The sequence below is a fragment of the Pseudoalteromonas sp. MMG013 genome, from assembly GCF_018100885.1.
Taxonomy (GTDB): Bacteria; Pseudomonadota; Gammaproteobacteria; order Enterobacterales; family Alteromonadaceae; genus Pseudoalteromonas; species Pseudoalteromonas aurantia.
Genome location: NZ_JAGJEE010000007.1, coordinates 155,875 through 174,686, shown reverse-complemented (window position 1 = coordinate 174,686; position 18,812 = coordinate 155,875). Strand labels below are relative to the sequence as shown.

The following is an 18,812-nucleotide window of genomic DNA, read 5'->3' as shown; positions in this document are numbered from 1 at the left end:
CTTCTGCCTCGAGTGATTACATGTGAGTGTGACAGCTTTCAAATTTTTGAAAGGCTGCTTTGAGGTTTATATATGAGTCTTTCCCCCAAAACACTTTGTTATAGTCTGTACTTTTAAAATAGGGCTGCTGTTTATAGGGAAAACCAGTTGCCTCCATGGTACTTTTGGATATTGAAAAAAACTGTTCATCGTTCCATCTAAATTCAATGGAGTTACAGTCTTTTACAAAATAAAAAGCATTACTAGGGCCAGTATTTACAGACATTGTCAAAAAAGCTTGCTGATAAAACGCAATTCTAACAGTTAAATCTAAAGATGCGACGGGAATGCACGTTACATTGCGGAGGGGCTCTGGGAGCTCCCCATAAAGGTTATAAGTATCTCGCATTAGTGCTGGATAATATCCTCGCTCTTCAAGCCAAGTAACAAACATGCCTAACGACATTAAGTCTGAGTTTCTAAAAGGCTGTTGTGTATATTCTCTTAAATTAATAACGACCAAAGGCTTTTCTTGGCTAAAAGTGGCTATAAATTGCTTAGCAATAGCGGTGGCTTGTGTAGGAGCTTTAAAGATCTTAGATGTAAGACCAGATGCTATATCCTCTCGGATATCGTTAAATGTAACCATATTCTTTGGGTTTTCTAAATCATAGGTATAACAATCACTGTTTGAGCTATTTAAAGGGTAGTGCAGTAGTTGCTCACGATAAGTTAGCACTGAAACCCCAGTTATACTGGGTAAACAACGAGCTAAATGCAAAATGATTTGATGAGTTCGCCAGACTGTATCGTCAGCGTCATGATGAATATTAGTTTGAAAGTGTCGCGAGTCAGAAATTGGGGGCAAGATCAAAAGGTGGATATGTTCTGCGCCTCGTTTTTTTCTTTGTAACTCTATAGAGCAAAAGAAATTAACAGCATCAAATGATGGCAATGACTTCGCAAGATCAAAGGTAGTGTAAAAAATCTTATTTGAATTTAAAGGTGGTTGACGAGGAGCAAGCGGCTCAATAAGGCAGCTTACACAATTGAAAAAGCTGATCTTGTCGTTAGAAAAACCTTTTAATAATAAGCTGTTAGATATTTCTTCTACATACATTGAGCAAATGATAATTTTATCTATACGGCCTTCATCAATTTCTGATAGAGCTTGTAGATTAAGGACACTATAACCAGGAAATACCTCTTTTCCGTGTGTTGATGCAAGTATTACTTCTTCGTTAATAGTTTGTAGAAGAGTTTCTGTTACTTTATTTATTCCATATAAAACAATCATAGTTTAGTTATTTTGCTGCTTTTATTTATTTTATGTAAATCTTCTGGTTTGCCGATATCAGCCCACGTTTCATGCATAGGAAACACAATAGTTTTCATATTGTTTTTCATCAAAGATGTGAACAACTGAGGCATATCACTCGCTTTATTGTCAGAAAGATGATTGATTGCGTCTTTATTTAATACGTAAACGCCTGCATTAATTTGTGATTTTATGATCGGTTTTTCTTTAAAGCCTAAAATGTTAATTCCATCATTTTCGACAACACCGAATGGGTTCTGCCATTCGTGTGCTCTGACTGCCATTGTAGCAATTGCACCATTTTCAATGTGAAAGTTGAGGAAATCACTAAACCGAAGGTCAGACATCACATCTCCATTAGTGACAACAAACTGTTTATGAGGGCTAGATTTCAGTTGGGCCAGCGCACCGGCAGTACCTAAAGGCTCCTTTTCCTCTAAGTATTGGATGTTAATATTCCAGCGTTTGCCTTTGCCAAAATATTGCTTTATTTTCTCACCTAAATAATTAATCGAAATAATAAAAGTTGAAAACCCTTCTTCCTTTGCTCGCTCAATAATATGCTCTAGCATTGGTTTACCAGCAACTTTCAACATAGGTTTTGGGCATGTATTTGTATAAGGTCTTAACCTGCTCCCTAAACCACCAGCCATTATGACAAAAGGGACCTTAATAGGGGAGTCACATAGCTCAATGTCTTCCCATATGTGCAAGCCTATTACTTGATGCTCATCATTTACAATGGGCACTTTGTGCACTTTGTTTACCTTCATCAGGTGCACTACTTGACTTCGACTGATGTGGGGCGTTACAACTAGAGGCGTTGTATGCATTATTCGATTTATTGGTGCATCTAACGGCAGCTCTTTAAGCAAAGCTCTCCTAATATCTCCATCGGTGACGGTACCAAGTAAAGTATTCTTGCTATCTACAACGAGCGCAATTTGCAAGCCACTCTCATCGATCGTCCTAACGGCATCCCTAATTGAGTGTTTGGTAAGTAATAGACATTTATGCCATTGAATATTTGGTTTTGACACTTAAAAGCCTCAATATTTAGCGAGTGGACAACGTGCACATGCCGGTATTTCGTGAGACCGTCCTTCAGCATGTAATTTTCTTAGATTAGTGTATTTGTCACCTTGCCAAATTTCGGAGATGGTTTGTTCATGGACATTGCCGACAACCAGTTCTCTTTTACTATCAATACAACATACCGTGGCTACTCCATCTGGGTGAACAAACATGCGTTGCCATAATTGTGGGCAGCAGAATCTATTGTCTCTAGCGGTAAGGTCGATCAGGGTCATTTCGTCGTTATTTTGGTCACCGTGATCTAAGTAATCCACATAAGCAACGGCATCGACAATCGGCTCAAATAACATTTTGAATTTGGGCCATTCGTCTTGGTTTTCTTTCATTAGCACCATAGAAACACGAGTAAAGGGCTTGATTGAACCTCGTTCATCACGCATTCGAATAAAACGCTTAATATTACCAAGTACTTCCTCAAATTCAGCGCCTTCCCTAATTTTTTCATATTGTGCTTTGGTTGGCGAATCAAAAGAGAAGAATAGTTTATCAATACCTGAATTAAGAAGCTTTTCTGCGTTTTTCTCTGATAGATAGGTGGCATTGGTATTAAACATTACATCAATAACCCCCTTTTCTTTCGCATACTCAATCATCTTAAATAGCTTTGGGTTTAATAATGGCTCACCGAGGTAGTTATACTTAACTGACCGTAGACCATTAGCAACACCTTCATCAATTAACTTTTTATAAAGCTCAAAATCAAAATTCTCTACTTTCCAAAACGTCCCATTGGCTTCCATTTCTGTGCGTGGACACATAGTACATTTTAAGTTGCATGAGCTGGTTGCTTCGATATCAAGGTGAATGGGAAACTGTTGGACAATACGGTTCTGTGGGTGGCTTTCCCATTCTTGCCGATAATCCCAATACTCTTTTGGTAACGTTGATTCCCAACGTTCAATTTTCGCGTTGGTATCAACATGGTAATTGTGATCTATGGGTGTATCTACATCAAAGTCCGCAGATAGATTATTATTACTCATATTAGCCCCTTAAAACCCATTCTTATTGAATGCAGTTTGCAACCGTGAATAGTAGTCCTCAGAGCTCAATTCTAATAACTGTGACAAAATTTTGTCGCAATGTAATGAGCCTGACTTTTTCAATATTTTTAAAAAATTGTGTTGAGACGCAAAGTCGTGAAATACAGCTTGATTGACTAGTAAGTTTTCACCTATATTTGCATTTTTATCGCTATCTAAAAAAGTTAGATAGCTAGGCACGTAAGGTGTAGGTGATGTAAATAAATCAAAATTAAAAGCCGTAATTTTTTTGGGTGAAGCTTGAACAATATCAATCAATATTCTCAAAATGAAATTACCGAAACTATGAAATAACTTCATTTTACCTGCGTAAGTAATTAGTCTTTGATTATTGGTTAAGTTGAGTTTTTCCCCGTTAAATGTAGGTTCAAGTACATAGATAACATTGGGCAATTTAAGCAGAGTACTATTTTCAGATTTCATAGTTTGCAACTTGTGTGCAGAAACATAAACAATATCGGTTTTAGATCCAGCCATTGAGACATCTAATCCACCTGATAGAGAGGGAAGGAACCTAATAACAATGTCATGGCTATCTATTTCTTTACCTTGCTCTAGGTTGTTCAAGCATGGACCTATAATTGCTACCTCCTTGTTTTTTATTAGCTTTGTAAAATCATTACTAACTGAACATTTTTGATCATAGTTATACTTGGTGTATTGTGCTTTTCCATGAGCAAAGTTAAGTAAAAGTGTAAAGTAGGATTTATCGTCTTTACTTAACCTAACTTTATTCTTGGCAAGAAGCGTCTTTAATTGTTCGAGTTCATTTGTATCAAACAAGGCAAGCAAATACTCGCATAACATTTCATTGTTTAGTTCCCGAGGATTCAATTGAAGTAAAGCTTGTATGCTCTTTTGGCGACACTGCAGCGCTAATGGGAATGCTTTACTTACAATTAAAAAGTCATATATTAGCAGCCACTCTTTATAGCTGAGCGTGTTACTTGGTTTAGATAGTAAAGATTCTACGGTTTTAGTTAAGTGTCCACTGGTGACCTTAGTCGAATTATTAGAAAGGGTATTAATTAGCTTTTTTGCATCAAAAAATCGTTTATCGATTAAAATTTTAGGCGGCTCATAAACTTCAATTTTATCATTTGGAATGTGAAAATGAGTTAACGTTTCTCTAATTTCATCAATATAAACACTGGCTATAATGATTTTATCGAATGAAAATCGAGCTAGCTCATCGGGCGTAATAATTGGAATACCATGGTATTCTTTGTACTCAATAGCGAATGTATTACATATAGCAAGGATGTCTACAGCTTTACTTTTTATCGCAACTGTATCTTTTCCGGCTTGACCGAACCCGTATACAACAACCTTATCCTTATTTTTTGATTGATTGGGAGTCGGAAAGTTCAGCACATTTAGCATATTATTTTTCTGCATGGCAACAAATTAACGCTCTCACGATTGATTTACTCTCTAAATCTTGAAGTGCCTCGTTAATTTCCTCAAGAGCGTACTCTTTTGAAATAAGCGGTGCAATATTTAGAGATTGGTTATTATATAAATCGGCAAACATCGGAATATCTTTATCTGGATTACTGCCTCCACCCCAACTACCACGAATTGATTTACCACGATGGAATGCATGTGGCTCTAATTGAATTTTTAATTCATTGCTCGGATGAGAGGCAAAAATACATTGTCCACCGGCATCTCTCACAGATTCGAATGCTTGCTCAATAGTCTGTGTAGTACCACCAGCCTCAATGCTGTAATCAACACCAATATTATCAGTCAATGCAAGGATTGCCGCAACGGGGTCCTGGGTACTTGCATTTACGATGTCAGTTGCACCTAATTCTTTAGCAAGTTTAAGTTTGTCATTCGTTACGTCAATGGCAATGAGTTTAGTTGGATTAAATAGTTTTGCGGCCAGTAAAGCACTCATGCCAACCCCGCCAAGTCCAAATATCGCAATGGTTTTGTTTTTCTCAGGTTTTAGTTCATTGAATACTAGGCCAAGTCCTGTGGGTAATGCACAACCAAGTAACATTGCTAGTTTTTCAGGGAATTGGTGCGGTAATTTTACGACCCTATTTTCTGCAACAATACTTTGCTCTGCAAGTGTGGTTGCGCCCCCAGAGTTGATCACATAATTATCATGAGGGTACTTCCCGCCAGGCGCATCGATACCTTGACCTTTTATCCAGCCAATAACGACTTTATCTCCAAGCTGTACTTTGGTGACATCTTTACCAATCGCTTCAACGATACCAACGCCTTCGTGTCCGAGTAAATGAGGAAGGTATTTATCTTCACCTCTCCCACCATTCACTTCCATTAACTGCGAATGGCATAGACCACTATAAATTATTTTGACTTGTACTTGTCCCCGAGTTAACTCTGGCAGTTTAATTTCATCAACAATTTGGAGCGGTTGGCCGGTTTCAAATAATACAGCTGCTTTCATTTAGACATCTCTTAATTGTGTTTTAATACTTAGAACTTTTGCTGGGATCTCAGACAAATACTGAGCGCTCTTTGCTAGTTGTTTTTCCTGTGCTTTATTTAGCTGTTGTTCCGTTGAATTAATGCAAGAATTATTCCAAGAAAATTTTCTCCGAGCCTGAACATGAGGTAAGAACTCATTCAGCATAATCAGTACCCACTTCAATAAGGTTAGTTCAAAAACAATTGCAAAATTAGCAGGTTGGCGTTTTACAGTTGAAAAAATGCTCAGTTCGAGTAAATGTGGCAAATAAGACAGGGGAATAGGAATGGCTGGTTGTGCATAAAAATCACAAATGAGCTTCCATGGTGTGTCTAATCCTGCGTACTCGAAGTCAATAAAAGTGACCTGATGGTGCTCTTCAATGGCATTGTGAAAGCCAAAGTCAGAGGCTGAGACACAACTTCTTTCGATAATGTGATGCCAACTATCATCGGTTTGCTGTTTTAGAGCAAAGAGCTTATGTTGAACCTGTGTCAAAATGTCTTTTAATGGTGTTTCGCAGTGCTTAGGGACCGTAGCAGAAGCTAGATTAGTGAGCCGTGTTTGCACAATTTCGATAAATCCATAAAGCGTATTAGGGCTTTCGGACGCGATGTTGAGTTTCTCTGTAAGTGTATCATTTGAGTTAGAGTGAATAATAAACTCAACCGCTTCATTGATATGCCAATCCGTAATTGTAGTAACAGGGCGTCCTTCGATAAACTGATACAATGCGATGAGTAATTCTTTGTCATAATATAGTGGCGTAGATACACGCTCTATACCGGCATTAAACAATGCTTGAGTAAATGAAAATTCATTTTGTAATTTATATTGTGCAGAATATGACGGTGCAAAGCATTTTAGAAAATAAGTATTGTCTGATGTTACTACTTTACATACTTGATTATTTGCACCCGCAGAAATGGTGTGAATTTGCCAAGACGATTCATTTAAATGTTGTGTTAGGAAACGCTCAATATTGGTGTTCATCATACTTTCGAATTAAAGTCTGCCCACGTATCAATACAGTCATACAGTGACGAGCCTTGGTCAGAAAAAAGTATCTTTTTACACTGTTTAGGGAATTGATTATGCGCTAGAATTTCTTCCAGATCATCAATGAAAACATCACACTTACTCAGTTTAATTCGCTCCACCTTTTCTGACTTAGTTTCATTAAAGTAGACATCGTTAACGTCAATTGGAGCAGTCCCACATTCAGTAAACCCTTTCTCTTTTAACCAGTGCGTAGCAGCTTGATGTAAATCAGTCGGTTCGCCAATGATTGGGTATTTAGTTTTATGAGAAATAATGATGAGCTGATGGCCTTGTTGTTTTAGCTGTTTAAGTACATCTAGGCAATGTTGGTACGCAGGTGCCAAGGTGATATGAGAACCATACACAATTCCCTGAAGTTCAGTCCATTTTGGTTCCTGATTTTGCGTAATAAAAAATTCTTTGACTTGTGTTTTTGATTGACCTATATGCGGAGGGATCCAGCCTAACTTCCGTGCAACTTCATGAAATACTCCAGTGTAATCTGCAATGGTATTATCAAAGTCAATCCCAATAATCATAGTACCTCTCTCTCAACTAATTGATTGATAATATTCTCTACTGTAAGCCCTGCTTTTTTGCGGGCGTCTTCACAGCTATGTACTTGATCGATAAAGTGGTCAGGGATGCCGAAACGATGGACTTTGGGTGCATAAGTTAATGCAGAAATATGTTCTAAAACAGCGCTGCCAAAGCCACCATTCACATTATGCTCTTCCAGGGTGATTATGTGCTTGAAGCGTTGACTTACGGCATTTAAGTAATCAGTATCAAGAGGCTTAACGGTATGGTAACTCACTAACTCAACTGATATGCCGCGGGCCTCTATAGCGCGATACAATGCTTGGGCTAATGGCATGATAGTACCAGTTGATAGTATTGCTAATTGGGTACCGTGTTCCATCCTAAAGGCACGTCCAAACTGCAGATCAGGTTGGTTGTGGTGTACTTTAGGTTCATTCTTTTTACCAATTCTAAAATAGCACGGTTTATTTAATGCAATAAGTTGTGGCATTAATATTTCTAGTTCTTGGGCATCGGCAGGGCATACGATATTCATATTTGGCAGACTCCGCATCAATGCTATGTCTTCAAAGGAATGATGGGTGGGCCCTAAATTAGCATAAGATAGCCCTGAACCAGTGCCAACAATGATCACTGGCTGATTTTGGTATGCAATATCAATTTTAATTTGTTCAAAATTACGAGATGTCGTAAATGGGGTGATAGTATAAATAAATGGTTTATGGCCCATCATAGCAGAACCCGCAGCCATAGATGCCATATTCGCTTCGGCAATACCGGCATTAATTGTACGTTCTGCAGCAAACTCTTTCAGTGGATTAAAGAGTCGGTTGCCTATGTCGGCATAGTAAAGCAAGAGGCTTTCATCAACTTTTGCGAGTTCGGTTAATACACGAGCAAAGGCATTTCTCATTGTAGTCCTAGCTCCTTCTTTGCCATGATTACTTCATCAGAATTAGGGATACGGTAATGCCAATTATTGTCATTCTCCATAAATGAAATACCTTTGCCTTTAACTGTATCTGCCACAATACAGACCGGTTTAGAAATTAGCTTTGCTTCTTTAAGCGCTGACTCTAACGCACCAGTGTCATGGCCATCGAGTCGAATTGTGTGCCAACCAAACGCGGCCCATTTTTTTTCTAATGGTTCTAAGTGCATAATTTGACAGCTTTCACCTGTGCCCTGTAATTTATTAAAATCTACAATTGCCACTAAATTATCAAGCTGTTTTCCAGCGGCAAACATTGCAGCTTCCCATACAGTTCCTTCATTGAGCTCACCATCCCCCATGAGTACATAGAAGTGATTTGGCATGTTTTGTAGTTTACAACTGAGTGCCATGCCAGTTGCTAAAGACAATGCATGGCCTAATGAGCCGGACACCGTTTCTACACCGGCAGGGGCATTGACTCCTGGGTGCTCTTCAAACTGGCTATTGGTTTGCCCATGTTCGTAAAGTGCGTCAATATCGAAAAAACCACGATAGGCCAACGTTGTATATAGTGCACTTGCGGCATGGCCTTTCCCGAGTAAAAAGTAGTCTCTGTCGCGCGCATTTGGTTGCTGAGGATCTACGCGCATTATTTTCCAGTAAAGTACGCTAAGAATATCTATTGCGGACAGGCAACTTCCTAGGTGCGGTGTTTTTGTTTTAGATGAAACATCACATAATGTGTGCCTCATTTGTGCACTGATTGCTGTGATATCCATTATGGTATGAACCAATAGAAATCACCGGTGTACCCGTGATCTTGAAAAAAGACTTTCCAGTCATCTACATGCATTATCGTTTTTGCAGTCAAAGCCCACTCTAGCATACGTTCTTTCTCTTCATCATCTCGGTAGGCATCGACTGTAATGAATGACTTTCCTTTACTGACACGCTCAATCTCTTGCAGGGCGGTGCCACACTCTTGTTCATCGAGGTTATGGATTGTGTTAATTGACATAACAGCATCAAAGCTATTGTCTTCGAATGGCAACGCTTTCGCATTACCAAGCTGCAACAAGTCTTTTACTTCTGGTTTTGCATGTTTGAGGGCATACTTTGAAATATCGAGGCCTGTCAGTGATATGTTCGGTATGTGTTGCATTAAATCATAAAGCATAAACCCTTTAGCACACCCTATATCTAATAATGAACTATTGCTTGTTAGATTAAAATGAGATTGAATATCGGGGACAACAGGTTGCCAAAAGCGTGGCATATAGCTAAAACCACCATACCCATAAGTACGATCACCATCAAAAAAATCTTTGCCATACTGACGAGCTATTTCTCTGTCAACTTCTGTTATTATCTTTGCTCTTCCTTTTGTGTCTCTTTTTGATTGAGGGTAATTCTTTAAAAGGTTGATTTCGTTTCCTAGCATGGTCATTAACCTATAAAATATCCGCTGAACTTGTAATTTTGAGTACTAAACTGTTTCAAGTAACTCTCGATAACAGTAGAGTGAATGTCAATTGTTAAATATATATGATTTATGCTTTTGGGTATCTCGGAGGGAGAAATTATTGGTATACCATAAATTTCAGTTCCGTGTTTGCTTTGATCAGCATCAATGATAACTAGTATGTTTTTTCTACACTTCTCTACGGATAGAATATTCTGACTTAACTCACCACCGCCATATAGGGCAAACGGCTGTTGAGGTACACTTTTTAAAAATTTTTGAATATCAACCGCCCAGCCAATGCTCAATTCTAATAGTCTGTTAGCATAAAAGCTGTTTTTTTGCTGTGCATACCTCATTGATAACGAAGTGTATTTTTCTTGTTGAGGTAGCTTAAAGGGGGTGTTTGTTGTTTTTTTAAAAACACAATACAAAAGTAAGTCTTTAAGTGGCAGTTCCTCATACTTATAAAAACTATCTAGTTCATGAAATACACTTTGGATCCTGCCGCCATTTTTATCTTCAACAATGGCAAAGTATTCAATTTCATAGTTATTTGCAAGCGCCAATGAAAGAAACAAGTTAGGGTTGTAATTGTAAAAGCCGTGTTCAAAGAATCTAGTAAATGGTAATGAGTGTATCATAACCCCGTTTTGGGAGCATGCATCATGCATTGCTTTGAAACAGTTAACTTGATTTATAATATGCTCTGACGTTCCAAAGTTGGTTACAACATCAAAACTATCTTCTTCTTGATAACTATCAAAATTTAAATCGATACTTATACTGTAGTCTTCACCACTTAAGTCGATAGCTTTATAAGTAAACCCTAAACCTTTGTAAATGTTTCGGGCATATACCCCGGATTTAACGGGAATATTAAACTTAGAGCACTCATGAGGAGAGAATTGAAACTCTTCGGAGCGGTAAAAATTACCAAATACTTGTTGGGCCCCAAGATCTAGCACCCGAGAGTTACTGTTTGGAAAGTAAGTCAGTGTTTTTTCCAAGACGCTTAATGTCATTCCCATTAATATCTCCAATCGTTTATGTTTTGTGAATGTACTCTAAAGGTTGTTTAGATAATATGTCCAAATTATTTGAGACCCAATTAATTGTTCTTTGTAGCCCGTTTTCGAGTTCTATTTTATCATCCCAAGAGAGTTCGGCGCGGATTTTTTGGGTATCTAAAAGATAAGCCGCATCTTTACCTAATCTATCGTCAGTGACTTCACAGACCTTATCAAACGGTACACCCATCATGTCACAGAGCAGTTCTACGATGGCGCGAATCGTGATCATTCTTTCTGTTGAAATATGATAAACCTCGCCATTGTTCCCAGATTCACCTATCAGTTGTGTGGCATGCGATACGTCATCTATGTGAATAAACGAGCGGGTGGAGTGTCCGCCACCATGCAGGGGGAGTTTTTTACCGAGTAATATATATAAAATAGTACGCGGTATGATTCTATAGAGCTGCTGACCTTCGCCAAAGACATTGGCAGCTCGCGTAAATGCGACCGGAAAATCATAAACATCAGAAAACGTGTGCAAACTCATATCAGCTGCTGCACGAGATACTGCATAAGGCGTACTTGGTTGATAGTTGCGATGCTCAGGTACTAAACCCTCGCAGCTGCCATATACTTCGGGTGTGGATATATGGATATATTTATCAAGCGTATCAAGTTGGCGTAGAGCATTGTGTAATTTGATGGTTGAGACCGCATTGGTCATAAACCAATGTTCAGGGAATTCCCAGCTTTGACCAACCATACTTTGTGCTGCAAAATTATATATTGTGCTTATTTTGTCTCGTTTAATAAGCGAGATAATGTCATCTAGTTGATGATTTAGGTCCAACTGTTTGAATTGTAAGGCATCCTGATAGTTAGTTTGCCATTTATAGGGGAGTAGCGCTTCAACAGGCTCTAGAGAGCGGCTTGCTGCAATAACACGTTTATCTTGGCTTAACATATGGGCACAAAATGACGCTCCAGAGAAGGAGTTACTACCAAGTACTAAGATGGGTGAATTACTCATTTTTTAACTCCTGGTATAGCGCTTTCATCAATATGTGACCTAAGATAACCTGAGTATCTTCAGAAATTTGCATATCTTGTATATCAAAGTGAAACGGTTGGTCGAGTAGCGCTTTGGCCTTACCACCGTCAAATCCGAGAATACCGACGGTTGTCATACCAATTTTGTTTGCTTGTGAAATTGCGTTAATAATATTTTGTGAATTCCCACTGCCAGACAACACAAGTAAAACATCATGTTGTTCGGCTTTAACTTTGAGCTGATGGGAGAAAATGTTGTCGTAACCGATATCGTTACCTAGACATGTCAGTATCGAGCTATTAGCCGGTAAGGCCTCAACTTTTAATGCATTACCTTGCGGGTTGATGCCAAATGTAAAGTCGTTTGCAAGGTGAATTGCATTGGCTGCACTCCCTCCATTACCACACAAATAAAGCGTACCGCGCTTTTCGCGCATATTTAGGAGTGTGTCAACGAATAGTGCCAAGGCATCTGTATTTAGCTGTGCTAATGTGTTCGAAAGTGAACTAACATAGGTTATTGCCAGTTGTGTGATGTTGTTTCTGCGCTCGCTCATAGAATTTCCTGCTGCATCCATTGCAGGTTATGAAAGCGAGGGTGGTCGACTAAATTTCCGTCATTATAAGCTTGCGAAATTTCATCTATTGCGCAGGCTACGGTCTTAGTCGGTTTAAACCCTGTAGCAAGTAATTTGTCAGAATTTACTCTGTAACAGCGCGGATCATTTGATGGCGTAACGACTATTTCACAGTCAACTTTATCTTGTACCCGATTTGCAATATCTAAAATTGAAATGTTTTCAAAGCCAGCATTAAACACACCTTGTGTTTTTTTCGGGTGCTCTAACATATAAATATATAAATCAGTAATATCATCAATATGGATATTTGGTCGAACTTGCTTGCCACCAAAAACAGTAATTTTTTTATTTTGTAATGCTTGCATTGTCAACATATTGACTGATACATCCAGACGCATGCGAGAAGACAAGCCACACACGGTTGCTGGGCGAACAATTTGAACAGCCATATCATTTGCGTAGCTTAAAAGGACCCGTTCGGCGACCATTTTAGTTTTGTTATATTCCGATATGGGCTCTAATGATAAGTCTTCAGTGACATGTTCTTCATCTTTGATGCCATACACACTACCAGAAGATGCGTAAATAAATTGCTTAATACCATGGCGTTTGGCTTTATCTGCAAGCTGCATTGTAGCCAGTGCACTGACTTCCCATGTGAGTTTTGGGTTCAAATCTCCACACGGATCGTTAGCAATAGAAGCGAGGTGGATAATCGCATCGACGTTTTCTAAATTGATACTATGGGTATCTCGAACATCACCTTTGATTACAGTTAAGTTACGATGACTGGGCAAAAAGTTTCCAAACCACTGAGTATCTAGAGCGATAACGCGATAGCCTTTGCTAAGTAGTTTTGGAACTAGGACGGTGCCTTTATAACCGGTTGCACCTGTAACGAGTACTGTTTTAGAATTCATTATATTTTCTCAAAATTATTATACGTAGAGCCTACCGTCGTGATAATTAACATACAAAACCAAGCGTGCTAGACACCTTTTTGTTCAACATGTTTATTTATATCGTACAGTTCGGGCTTTTTCTTTAGCATTTTAAGTAATTCAGGGTATGAAAAGTTGAGAGAATCACAAAAAGCGTCATATATAGCCGTGATTGCCAAATAGTCATCAGGTTCATCGAGGGTGAGCCTGTAGTGACTAAAGTCTTCTTGTGCACTAAAGGTGTAAGTAGACATAGAGTTAAATTTTGCCATGCCAAGCGTTACATGCTCACGATCTGAGACCGACGTTGCTTGATTATGGGTATGCTTAAGTAATCGAAATGAGAATGCGCAACAATCGAGGCCCCGTGGGTAGCCGCTATGAGGTCCTAAATTAACCATATCGTATTCTTGTTGTCGCCGTTTCGAAATAACTTGAGCACATAACTGTTGATCGATGAGAGGGCAATCACTTGTGAGCCTCACAATCGTCGTGTTTTCAGTTGCACCATAGCGCTTAGCTGCATGGTAATAACGACCTAATACATCCTGGGTATCGCCTTCAAAAGTCCGAATGTTCAATTTATTACATAAATCTAATATAGGTCGTTCGCTGCCATCATTTGTCGTTGCAACGATAATGTGCTCATGCCAATCCGATAATCTCTCGATCATTACCTGGAGTACCGATTTTCCGCACAAAGGGAGCATGACTTTTTCGGGCAATCGGGTTGATGTCATTCGTGCTTGAATGATTATCATAACATTGGACATGACTTAGACTTGTGATAATTATCATTGAGTTCAATATAGCAAATCATTACACTGTTTCACACAGTAAAAAGTACTTAACCTATTATAGAACAAGGTAATGTTTCATTTATTGAGCAATGTTTTAGGTTAAGGCACAAAGATTGCACATTGGTTTGACCATAAATTAGATTAAGAAGAGGAATGCTTGTGACATTTAAATCAGAGATTTCTATTGATGGGAGAAAAATTGGCCCCGGATGTCCTGTTTATATTATTGCAGAAATGTCTGCAAATCATGGACAAGATTTGGAACAAGCAAAAGCCATTGTGATTGCCGCGAAAGAAGCTGGTGCGGATGCTATCAAATTGCAAACGTATCGCGCAGATACACTCACTATGAAGTGTGATTTACCGCATTTTTATATTGATCAAGGCCCTTGGAAAGGACAGTATCTTTACGACTTGTATGAAGGTGCTTACATGCCATGGGACTTCCATAAACCGCTGATTGAACTAGCGAATAAAATTGGCATTACCATATTTTCATCACCTTTTGATGCCAGTGCAGTTGATTTATTAGAATCATTTGACTCGCCAGCCTATAAAATTGCATCTCCTGAACTAATCGATCATGAATTAATCCGAAAAGTGGCAGCGACAGGCAAGCCTGTGATTATGTCGACGGGCGGGGCTACGTTGAATGAGATTACGGATGCTGTGCAAGTTGCCGAAGAAGCCGGTGTGAAAGAATTATGCGTATTAAAGTGTACGAGTACATACCCAGCGCCTGCGGAATCGATTAATCTCAAAACAATCCCACACCTTGCTGACAGCTTCCAGTGTCCTGTTGGACTTTCAGATCATACTTTAGGGAATGACGTGCCAATTGCTTCTGTTGCTTTTGGTGCGCACATGATTGAAAAGCACTTTGTGTTAAGTAAGGATCATGAAACCGCAGATAGCTTTTTTTCTATGACGCCAGATGAACTCAAGGCATTGGTGCATGGAGTTCGTCAAGTAGAAAAAGCAGTAGGAACGATCTGCTATCCTACAAAACCGTCGCCATTTAGACGATGTTTATATACATCATGTGACGTTGCGGTTGGGGCTAAATTTGACAATAGTAATGTAATAAATATGCGACCCGGTGGTGGCGAACTTGCCCCGAAAGATTTACCAAATATCATCGGGAGAACCGCGGCACATTTTTTGCCTAAAGGTACTCAATTGAGCTGGAATGATATTACATAGATGGGCTTATTATGAATAAAGAACAGTTACTATTGTTTTTCTCTGAGTTTTTAATGGTCAGAGGCATTGAGTGTTCAGGTGAAAGATTATTATGTTTTAACTTTGTCGCCTCAGGTCTGCTGGATTCATTTGAAATTTTATCGATGATAATGGAGTTGGAATTAGCCTCGGGAATAAAACTAACACCATTACAGCTAGTCGATGAAAAAAATGCGACGGTCTCAGGGCTTGTTTCTACTATTTTAGAGTCACTATGAATATTATCGCAAGAATTTCAACATGCGCAGGGATTGGGCATTTAATGCGCATGAAGTGGTTATTGCACGAATTTACAGTGAGGCATTATACACTCACCTTGATTTTAGATAGAAGTTCAGTTGATATTAGTTATTTATTGAGTGATTTGACGTGTGAACAGCATTATGTGGTAACAAATAGTACACATGACTTAGGGTTACTCAAATCACTTATAGAGTCTGAAAATCCGGACTTTGTTTTTATCGATCACTATGAGCTTGGCTATGAGTATGAATGCGCACTGCAACCTTTAGTCGGTAAGGTTGTTGTTTTTGATGACTTAGCTAACTCCCATTATTGCGACTTTCTTTTTGATGCTAAATGGCAGGGCAGTGAGACCAGCCATAGATATGACAATAAAGTGCCTGACTTCACTCAAGTATATCAAGGGCCTGATTTTGCTTTACTATCACCGGAATACTCAAAAAATGCGTGCATAGAAAATATTCATAATAGTAAAAACCGAATCTTGTTATCACTCGGTGGGGGAGGTGATTTAGCTTTATTTGCAGGCTTCATAAATGCCATTCCACAAGTACTACTGAAAACATTGCACATCTCGGTTGTTATTGGACCGCAAGCGAAAAACAGAGAGATGTTAGACGCCATATCTCAAAAGTTACCTGAGATTACCTTATTGGAATCGCCTATATCATTGGCAAAACACTATGCTGGGTGTGACTTATTTATTGGCGCATTAGGTACTTCATTGTACGAGCTTGCTGCACTACACGTGCCAAATATTACCTTCTCAATAGCAAGAAATCAGCACAATGAGCTACCACATTTAGAAGCGTTAGGACATTTTCTACACCTTGACTTTATTGATTTGGCGCAAATGAAATTGTTTGGCGAAAATTTTGACAAGATACTTAATGCCTTGCCTAGAATTGGTGACTTGAGGCGACAGGGTACTTTAACGGTGGATGGAAGGGGTGTTCACCGAGTGGCTAATATACTTATGGGAATTAAGCAAGATACCACGACGAGAGGGTTAGCTAGTTATGTTCATGACTACGAACATTTATCAAGCTCTATATCTGTGAGGCCGATATTTGATGGAGATGTTAACGATTATTTAGCCGCTAGAAATAAACCTAATAATGCGAAACGAATGACGGTAACAGAACCAATCGAGCGATTAACACATTACCTATGGTGGTTTAATAATAAGCGGCACTCATATGCTGTTGAACAAAATGGTAAAGTCATCGCGTATATTTGGCATCAATTACATCACTGTAATGGTATTGAATACCTATATGGAGGTTGGTTTACCACACATGAGGACGTGCCTTTTAATATTGCTATGCTGATCTTACAGTGGCAACTAGATTTTTGTGGTGAACGCTACCCACAAGCACACTGGCTTGCGGTGATCCATAAAGAAAACAAGTTCGTCAATTTATTAAATCGTTACATGGGGTTTGTTGAAACCCCCCAAGCGTCTTCTTTTCACATGGCGACGCAAAGCCTTTTTCCTCACGCTGATGCTGAGTTTAATTTTGTGGTGCGATACGCCAATGAATAATCCAAATATATATCAACTAGTGGCAGAGCATAGTGTTGCTACCCCCAATAAAAAAGCATGTGTATATCAAAAAGACGTCGTCACTTATGTCGATCTTATAAACAAGGTTGATAGCTTAGCAAGCGGGATGTGGCAGCTAGGCGTGCGTGATACAAGTAAAATAGCACTGTTTTGTCCAAATAATATTGAGTTTGCTTTATGTTTACTTGCTACCGCGAAATTAGGTGCTGCTTTAGTGCCATTGCCTTTAACAATGAAAGGGCACGCGTTAGAGACCGCGTTACACAGTGCACAATGCGACTTTGTATTTGCATGGCCAACTGTTGCAAAGGCCGTTGCTGATTTGGCATGTATACCAGTCGAACATATAGTGACGGTTGGGAGCTCAGGATTGACAGAGTTAACCTTGGAGCACCTATGCGCTCAAAGCGTGGTTGACTTTCCAATTGGACTTGGTAGCAATCCTTATATTTTGACAATGACTTCAGGTTCAACCGGTCAGCCAAAACCGATTGTTTTTACGCAAGATACTAAAATCAATCGCGCATTTACAGCGACAGTCGATTATTACAACCTGTCTAGTGAAGAGGTTGTTTTAGTCTCTACACCGTTATACCACTCGTTGGGTCAGCGAAGTTTGTTAATGCCATTAATGCTAGGAGCGACAGCCGTTATATTGCCCAAATTTACCGTACAGGCTTGGTTAATGGCGATAGAGACGCACCAAGTTAGCTTTTTGTTTGCCGTATCAAATCAGTTAAAAGCTTTAATTGAGCCAATTCAAGGTCGAAATTTGACGAGTGTTAGGTGTATCGTTTCCTCATCAGCAACCTTGGATGAAGCGGATAAGTCAAAGCTATTAGAGGTGTTAGAGTGTCGCTTTCATGAGTGTTATGGTGCCTCAGAAATGGGCGTGATTAGTGACTTTGATATAACAGAAGCGGGGGTTCCATTAAAAAGTGTAGGTCGTCCATTGCCTCACGTTACAGTAAAAATATGCTCAGTAGGCCGTGACAGCTTAGCACACGGAGAGATAGGGGAAATCGCATGTCGCTCAAATACACAGTTTGTCGAGTATTTTAATTTAGAGCAACAAACATCTGATAGCTATGACGACGATGGCTTTTTTTATACAGGAGATTTGGGGTTTTTGGATGAAAGGGGTTATTTGTACTACGTTGGGCGTACAAAAGAAGTCATCAAATCGGGTGGGATCAATGTGTTTCCAAGCGATATAGAGTTAGTTGCTAACCAATTACCTTGGCTTGATGAGTGTGCTGCTTTGGGTGTTGAAGATCCTCAATTTGGGGAGGTTATTTTAGTCGCATATACGTTGAAAAATAAAGCCTTAGAAGATGTAAAGACTCAACTAAAACTGCATTTTTTAACCCAGCTAACTGATTATCAACAACCAAGAGTTCTATTAGAACTAGATAAATTGCCAAAAACCGAAATGGGGAAAATTCATAAGCCAAGTATCAAACGCATGTATGAAAGCCCCAGTTAGCAGGAATGAACTTATAAGCCTT

Annotated in this window: 19 protein-coding genes; 4 read left to right on the top strand and 15 right to left on the bottom strand. The window is 39.1% G+C overall.

Going from position 1 to position 18,812, the window contains the following annotated elements:
* Positions 1-16: 16 nt before the first annotated feature.
* The 15 genes from J8L98_RS09820 to J8L98_RS09750 form a co-directional block, all read right to left on the bottom strand.
* Positions 17-1,276: a hypothetical protein gene (locus tag J8L98_RS09820; RefSeq protein WP_210996256.1), complete on the bottom strand. Its 1,260-nt coding sequence runs from the start codon at positions 1,274-1,276 to the stop codon at positions 17-19.
* Positions 1,273-2,337, bottom strand: coding sequence for a nucleotidyltransferase family protein (locus J8L98_RS25165; protein WP_210996255.1), 1,065 nt, complete (start codon positions 2,335-2,337; stop codon positions 1,273-1,275). The genes J8L98_RS09820 and J8L98_RS25165 overlap by 4 nt, the downstream gene beginning before the upstream one ends.
* A 9-nt stretch (positions 2,338-2,346) precedes the next feature.
* Positions 2,347-3,375, bottom strand: coding sequence for a radical SAM protein (locus tag J8L98_RS09810; protein ID WP_210996254.1), 1,029 nt, complete (start codon positions 3,373-3,375; stop codon positions 2,347-2,349).
* A gap of 9 nt (positions 3,376-3,384) precedes the next feature.
* Positions 3,385-4,833: a hypothetical protein gene (locus tag J8L98_RS09805; RefSeq protein ID WP_210996253.1), complete on the bottom strand. Its 1,449-nt coding sequence runs from the start codon at positions 4,831-4,833 to the stop codon at positions 3,385-3,387.
* A complete protein-coding gene (locus tag J8L98_RS09800; RefSeq protein WP_210996252.1) occupies positions 4,820-5,863 on the bottom strand; it encodes a zinc-binding dehydrogenase in 1,044 nt (347 codons plus the stop codon). Before J8L98_RS09800 ends, J8L98_RS09805 begins: the two co-directional genes overlap by 14 nt.
* Positions 5,864-6,880 (bottom strand): phosphotransferase, encoded by a 1,017-nt coding sequence (locus J8L98_RS09795; RefSeq protein ID WP_210996251.1) that lies wholly within the window; start codon positions 6,878-6,880, stop codon positions 5,864-5,866. It abuts the gene before it with no gap.
* The gene (locus tag J8L98_RS09790) at positions 6,877-7,464 is read right to left on the bottom strand and encodes an HAD family hydrolase (protein ID WP_210996250.1); all 588 of its coding nucleotides are present in this window, start codon (positions 7,462-7,464) and stop codon (positions 6,877-6,879) included. The genes J8L98_RS09795 and J8L98_RS09790 overlap by 4 nt, the downstream gene beginning before the upstream one ends.
* Positions 7,461-8,381, bottom strand: a complete 921-nt coding sequence (locus J8L98_RS09785) for a transketolase C-terminal domain-containing protein (RefSeq protein WP_210996249.1) — start codon at positions 8,379-8,381, stop codon at positions 7,461-7,463. Before J8L98_RS09785 ends, J8L98_RS09790 begins: the two co-directional genes overlap by 4 nt.
* On the bottom strand, positions 8,378-9,181 hold the full coding sequence (locus J8L98_RS09780; protein ID WP_247682494.1) for a transketolase: 804 nt from the start codon (positions 9,179-9,181) through the stop codon (positions 8,378-8,380). The genes J8L98_RS09785 and J8L98_RS09780 overlap by 4 nt, the downstream gene beginning before the upstream one ends.
* A complete protein-coding gene (locus tag J8L98_RS09775) occupies positions 9,181-9,843 on the bottom strand; it encodes a class I SAM-dependent methyltransferase (protein ID WP_210996248.1) in 663 nt (220 codons plus the stop codon). The genes J8L98_RS09780 and J8L98_RS09775 overlap by 1 nt, the downstream gene beginning before the upstream one ends.
* Before the next feature lie 5 nt (positions 9,844-9,848).
* A complete protein-coding gene (locus tag J8L98_RS09770) occupies positions 9,849-10,907 on the bottom strand; it encodes a methyltransferase domain-containing protein (RefSeq protein WP_210996247.1) in 1,059 nt (352 codons plus the stop codon).
* 4 nt (positions 10,908-10,911) lie between these two features.
* Positions 10,912-11,910 (bottom strand): GDP-mannose 4,6-dehydratase, encoded by a 999-nt coding sequence (locus J8L98_RS09765; RefSeq protein WP_210996246.1) that lies wholly within the window; start codon positions 11,908-11,910, stop codon positions 10,912-10,914.
* Entirely contained in the window at positions 11,903-12,487 is a 585-nt protein-coding gene (locus J8L98_RS09760; RefSeq protein ID WP_210996245.1) for an SIS domain-containing protein, read from the bottom strand. The genes J8L98_RS09765 and J8L98_RS09760 overlap by 8 nt, the downstream gene beginning before the upstream one ends.
* The gene (locus J8L98_RS09755) at positions 12,484-13,431 is read right to left on the bottom strand and encodes an SDR family oxidoreductase (protein WP_210996244.1); all 948 of its coding nucleotides are present in this window, start codon (positions 13,429-13,431) and stop codon (positions 12,484-12,486) included. Before J8L98_RS09755 ends, J8L98_RS09760 begins: the two co-directional genes overlap by 4 nt.
* Positions 13,432-13,499: 68 nt before the next feature.
* Positions 13,500-14,213: a glycosyltransferase family protein gene (locus J8L98_RS09750; RefSeq protein ID WP_247682493.1), complete on the bottom strand. Its 714-nt coding sequence runs from the start codon at positions 14,211-14,213 to the stop codon at positions 13,500-13,502.
* A gap of 198 nt (positions 14,214-14,411) precedes the next feature.
* Between J8L98_RS09750 and pseI the strand changes: the two genes are divergently transcribed.
* Genes pseI through J8L98_RS09730 form a run of 4 tightly spaced genes read left to right on the top strand, consistent with a single transcriptional unit; the run spans position 14,412 to position 18,790 of the window.
* A complete protein-coding gene (gene pseI / locus J8L98_RS09745) occupies positions 14,412-15,455 on the top strand; it encodes a pseudaminic acid synthase (protein ID WP_210996242.1) in 1,044 nt (347 codons plus the stop codon).
* A gap of 11 nt (positions 15,456-15,466) precedes the next feature.
* The gene (locus J8L98_RS09740; protein WP_210996241.1) at positions 15,467-15,712 is read left to right on the top strand and encodes a hypothetical protein; all 246 of its coding nucleotides are present in this window, start codon (positions 15,467-15,469) and stop codon (positions 15,710-15,712) included.
* On the top strand, positions 15,709-17,283 hold the full coding sequence (locus tag J8L98_RS09735; protein WP_210996240.1) for a hypothetical protein: 1,575 nt from the start codon (positions 15,709-15,711) through the stop codon (positions 17,281-17,283). The genes J8L98_RS09740 and J8L98_RS09735 overlap by 4 nt, the downstream gene beginning before the upstream one ends.
* Complete coding sequence (locus J8L98_RS09730) at positions 17,276-18,790, top strand: class I adenylate-forming enzyme family protein (protein ID WP_210996239.1); 1,515 nt, start codon at positions 17,276-17,278, stop codon at positions 18,788-18,790. Before J8L98_RS09735 ends, J8L98_RS09730 begins: the two co-directional genes overlap by 8 nt.
* Positions 18,791-18,812 lie beyond the last annotated feature (22 nt).

Coding starts and splice junctions, on each gene's coding strand:
- J8L98_RS09775 (WP_210996248.1), bottom strand. CDS start 9,843: ATGCTAGGAAACGAAATCAACCTTTTAAAGAATTACCCTCAATCAAAA.
- J8L98_RS09735 (WP_210996240.1), top strand. CDS start 15,709: ATGAATATTATCGCAAGAATTTCAACATGCGCAGGGATTGGGCATTTA.
- J8L98_RS09755 (WP_210996244.1), bottom strand. CDS start 13,431: ATGAATTCTAAAACAGTACTCGTTACAGGTGCAACCGGTTATAAAGGC.
- J8L98_RS09820 (WP_210996256.1), bottom strand. CDS start 1,276: ATGATTGTTTTATATGGAATAAATAAAGTAACAGAAACTCTTCTACAA.
- J8L98_RS09750 (WP_247682493.1), bottom strand. CDS start 14,213: ATGATAATCATTCAAGCACGAATGACATCAACCCGATTGCCCGAAAAA.
- J8L98_RS09795 (WP_210996251.1), bottom strand. CDS start 6,880: ATGATGAACACCAATATTGAGCGTTTCCTAACACAACATTTAAATGAA.
- J8L98_RS09790 (WP_210996250.1), bottom strand. CDS start 7,464: ATGATTATTGGGATTGACTTTGATAATACCATTGCAGATTACACTGGA.
- J8L98_RS09780 (WP_247682494.1), bottom strand. CDS start 9,181: ATGGATATCACAGCAATCAGTGCACAAATGAGGCACACATTATGTGAT.
- J8L98_RS09765 (WP_210996246.1), bottom strand. CDS start 11,910: ATGAGTAATTCACCCATCTTAGTACTTGGTAGTAACTCCTTCTCTGGA.
- J8L98_RS09800 (WP_210996252.1), bottom strand. CDS start 5,863: ATGAAAGCAGCTGTATTATTTGAAACCGGCCAACCGCTCCAAATTGTT.
- J8L98_RS09785 (WP_210996249.1), bottom strand. CDS start 8,381: ATGAGAAATGCCTTTGCTCGTGTATTAACCGAACTCGCAAAAGTTGAT.
- J8L98_RS09810 (WP_210996254.1), bottom strand. CDS start 3,375: ATGAGTAATAATAATCTATCTGCGGACTTTGATGTAGATACACCCATA.
- J8L98_RS09805 (WP_210996253.1), bottom strand. CDS start 4,833: ATGCAGAAAAATAATATGCTAAATGTGCTGAACTTTCCGACTCCCAAT.
- J8L98_RS09760 (WP_210996245.1), bottom strand. CDS start 12,487: ATGAGCGAGCGCAGAAACAACATCACACAACTGGCAATAACCTATGTT.
- J8L98_RS09740 (WP_210996241.1), top strand. CDS start 15,467: ATGAATAAAGAACAGTTACTATTGTTTTTCTCTGAGTTTTTAATGGTC.
- J8L98_RS09730 (WP_210996239.1), top strand. CDS start 17,276: ATGAATAATCCAAATATATATCAACTAGTGGCAGAGCATAGTGTTGCT.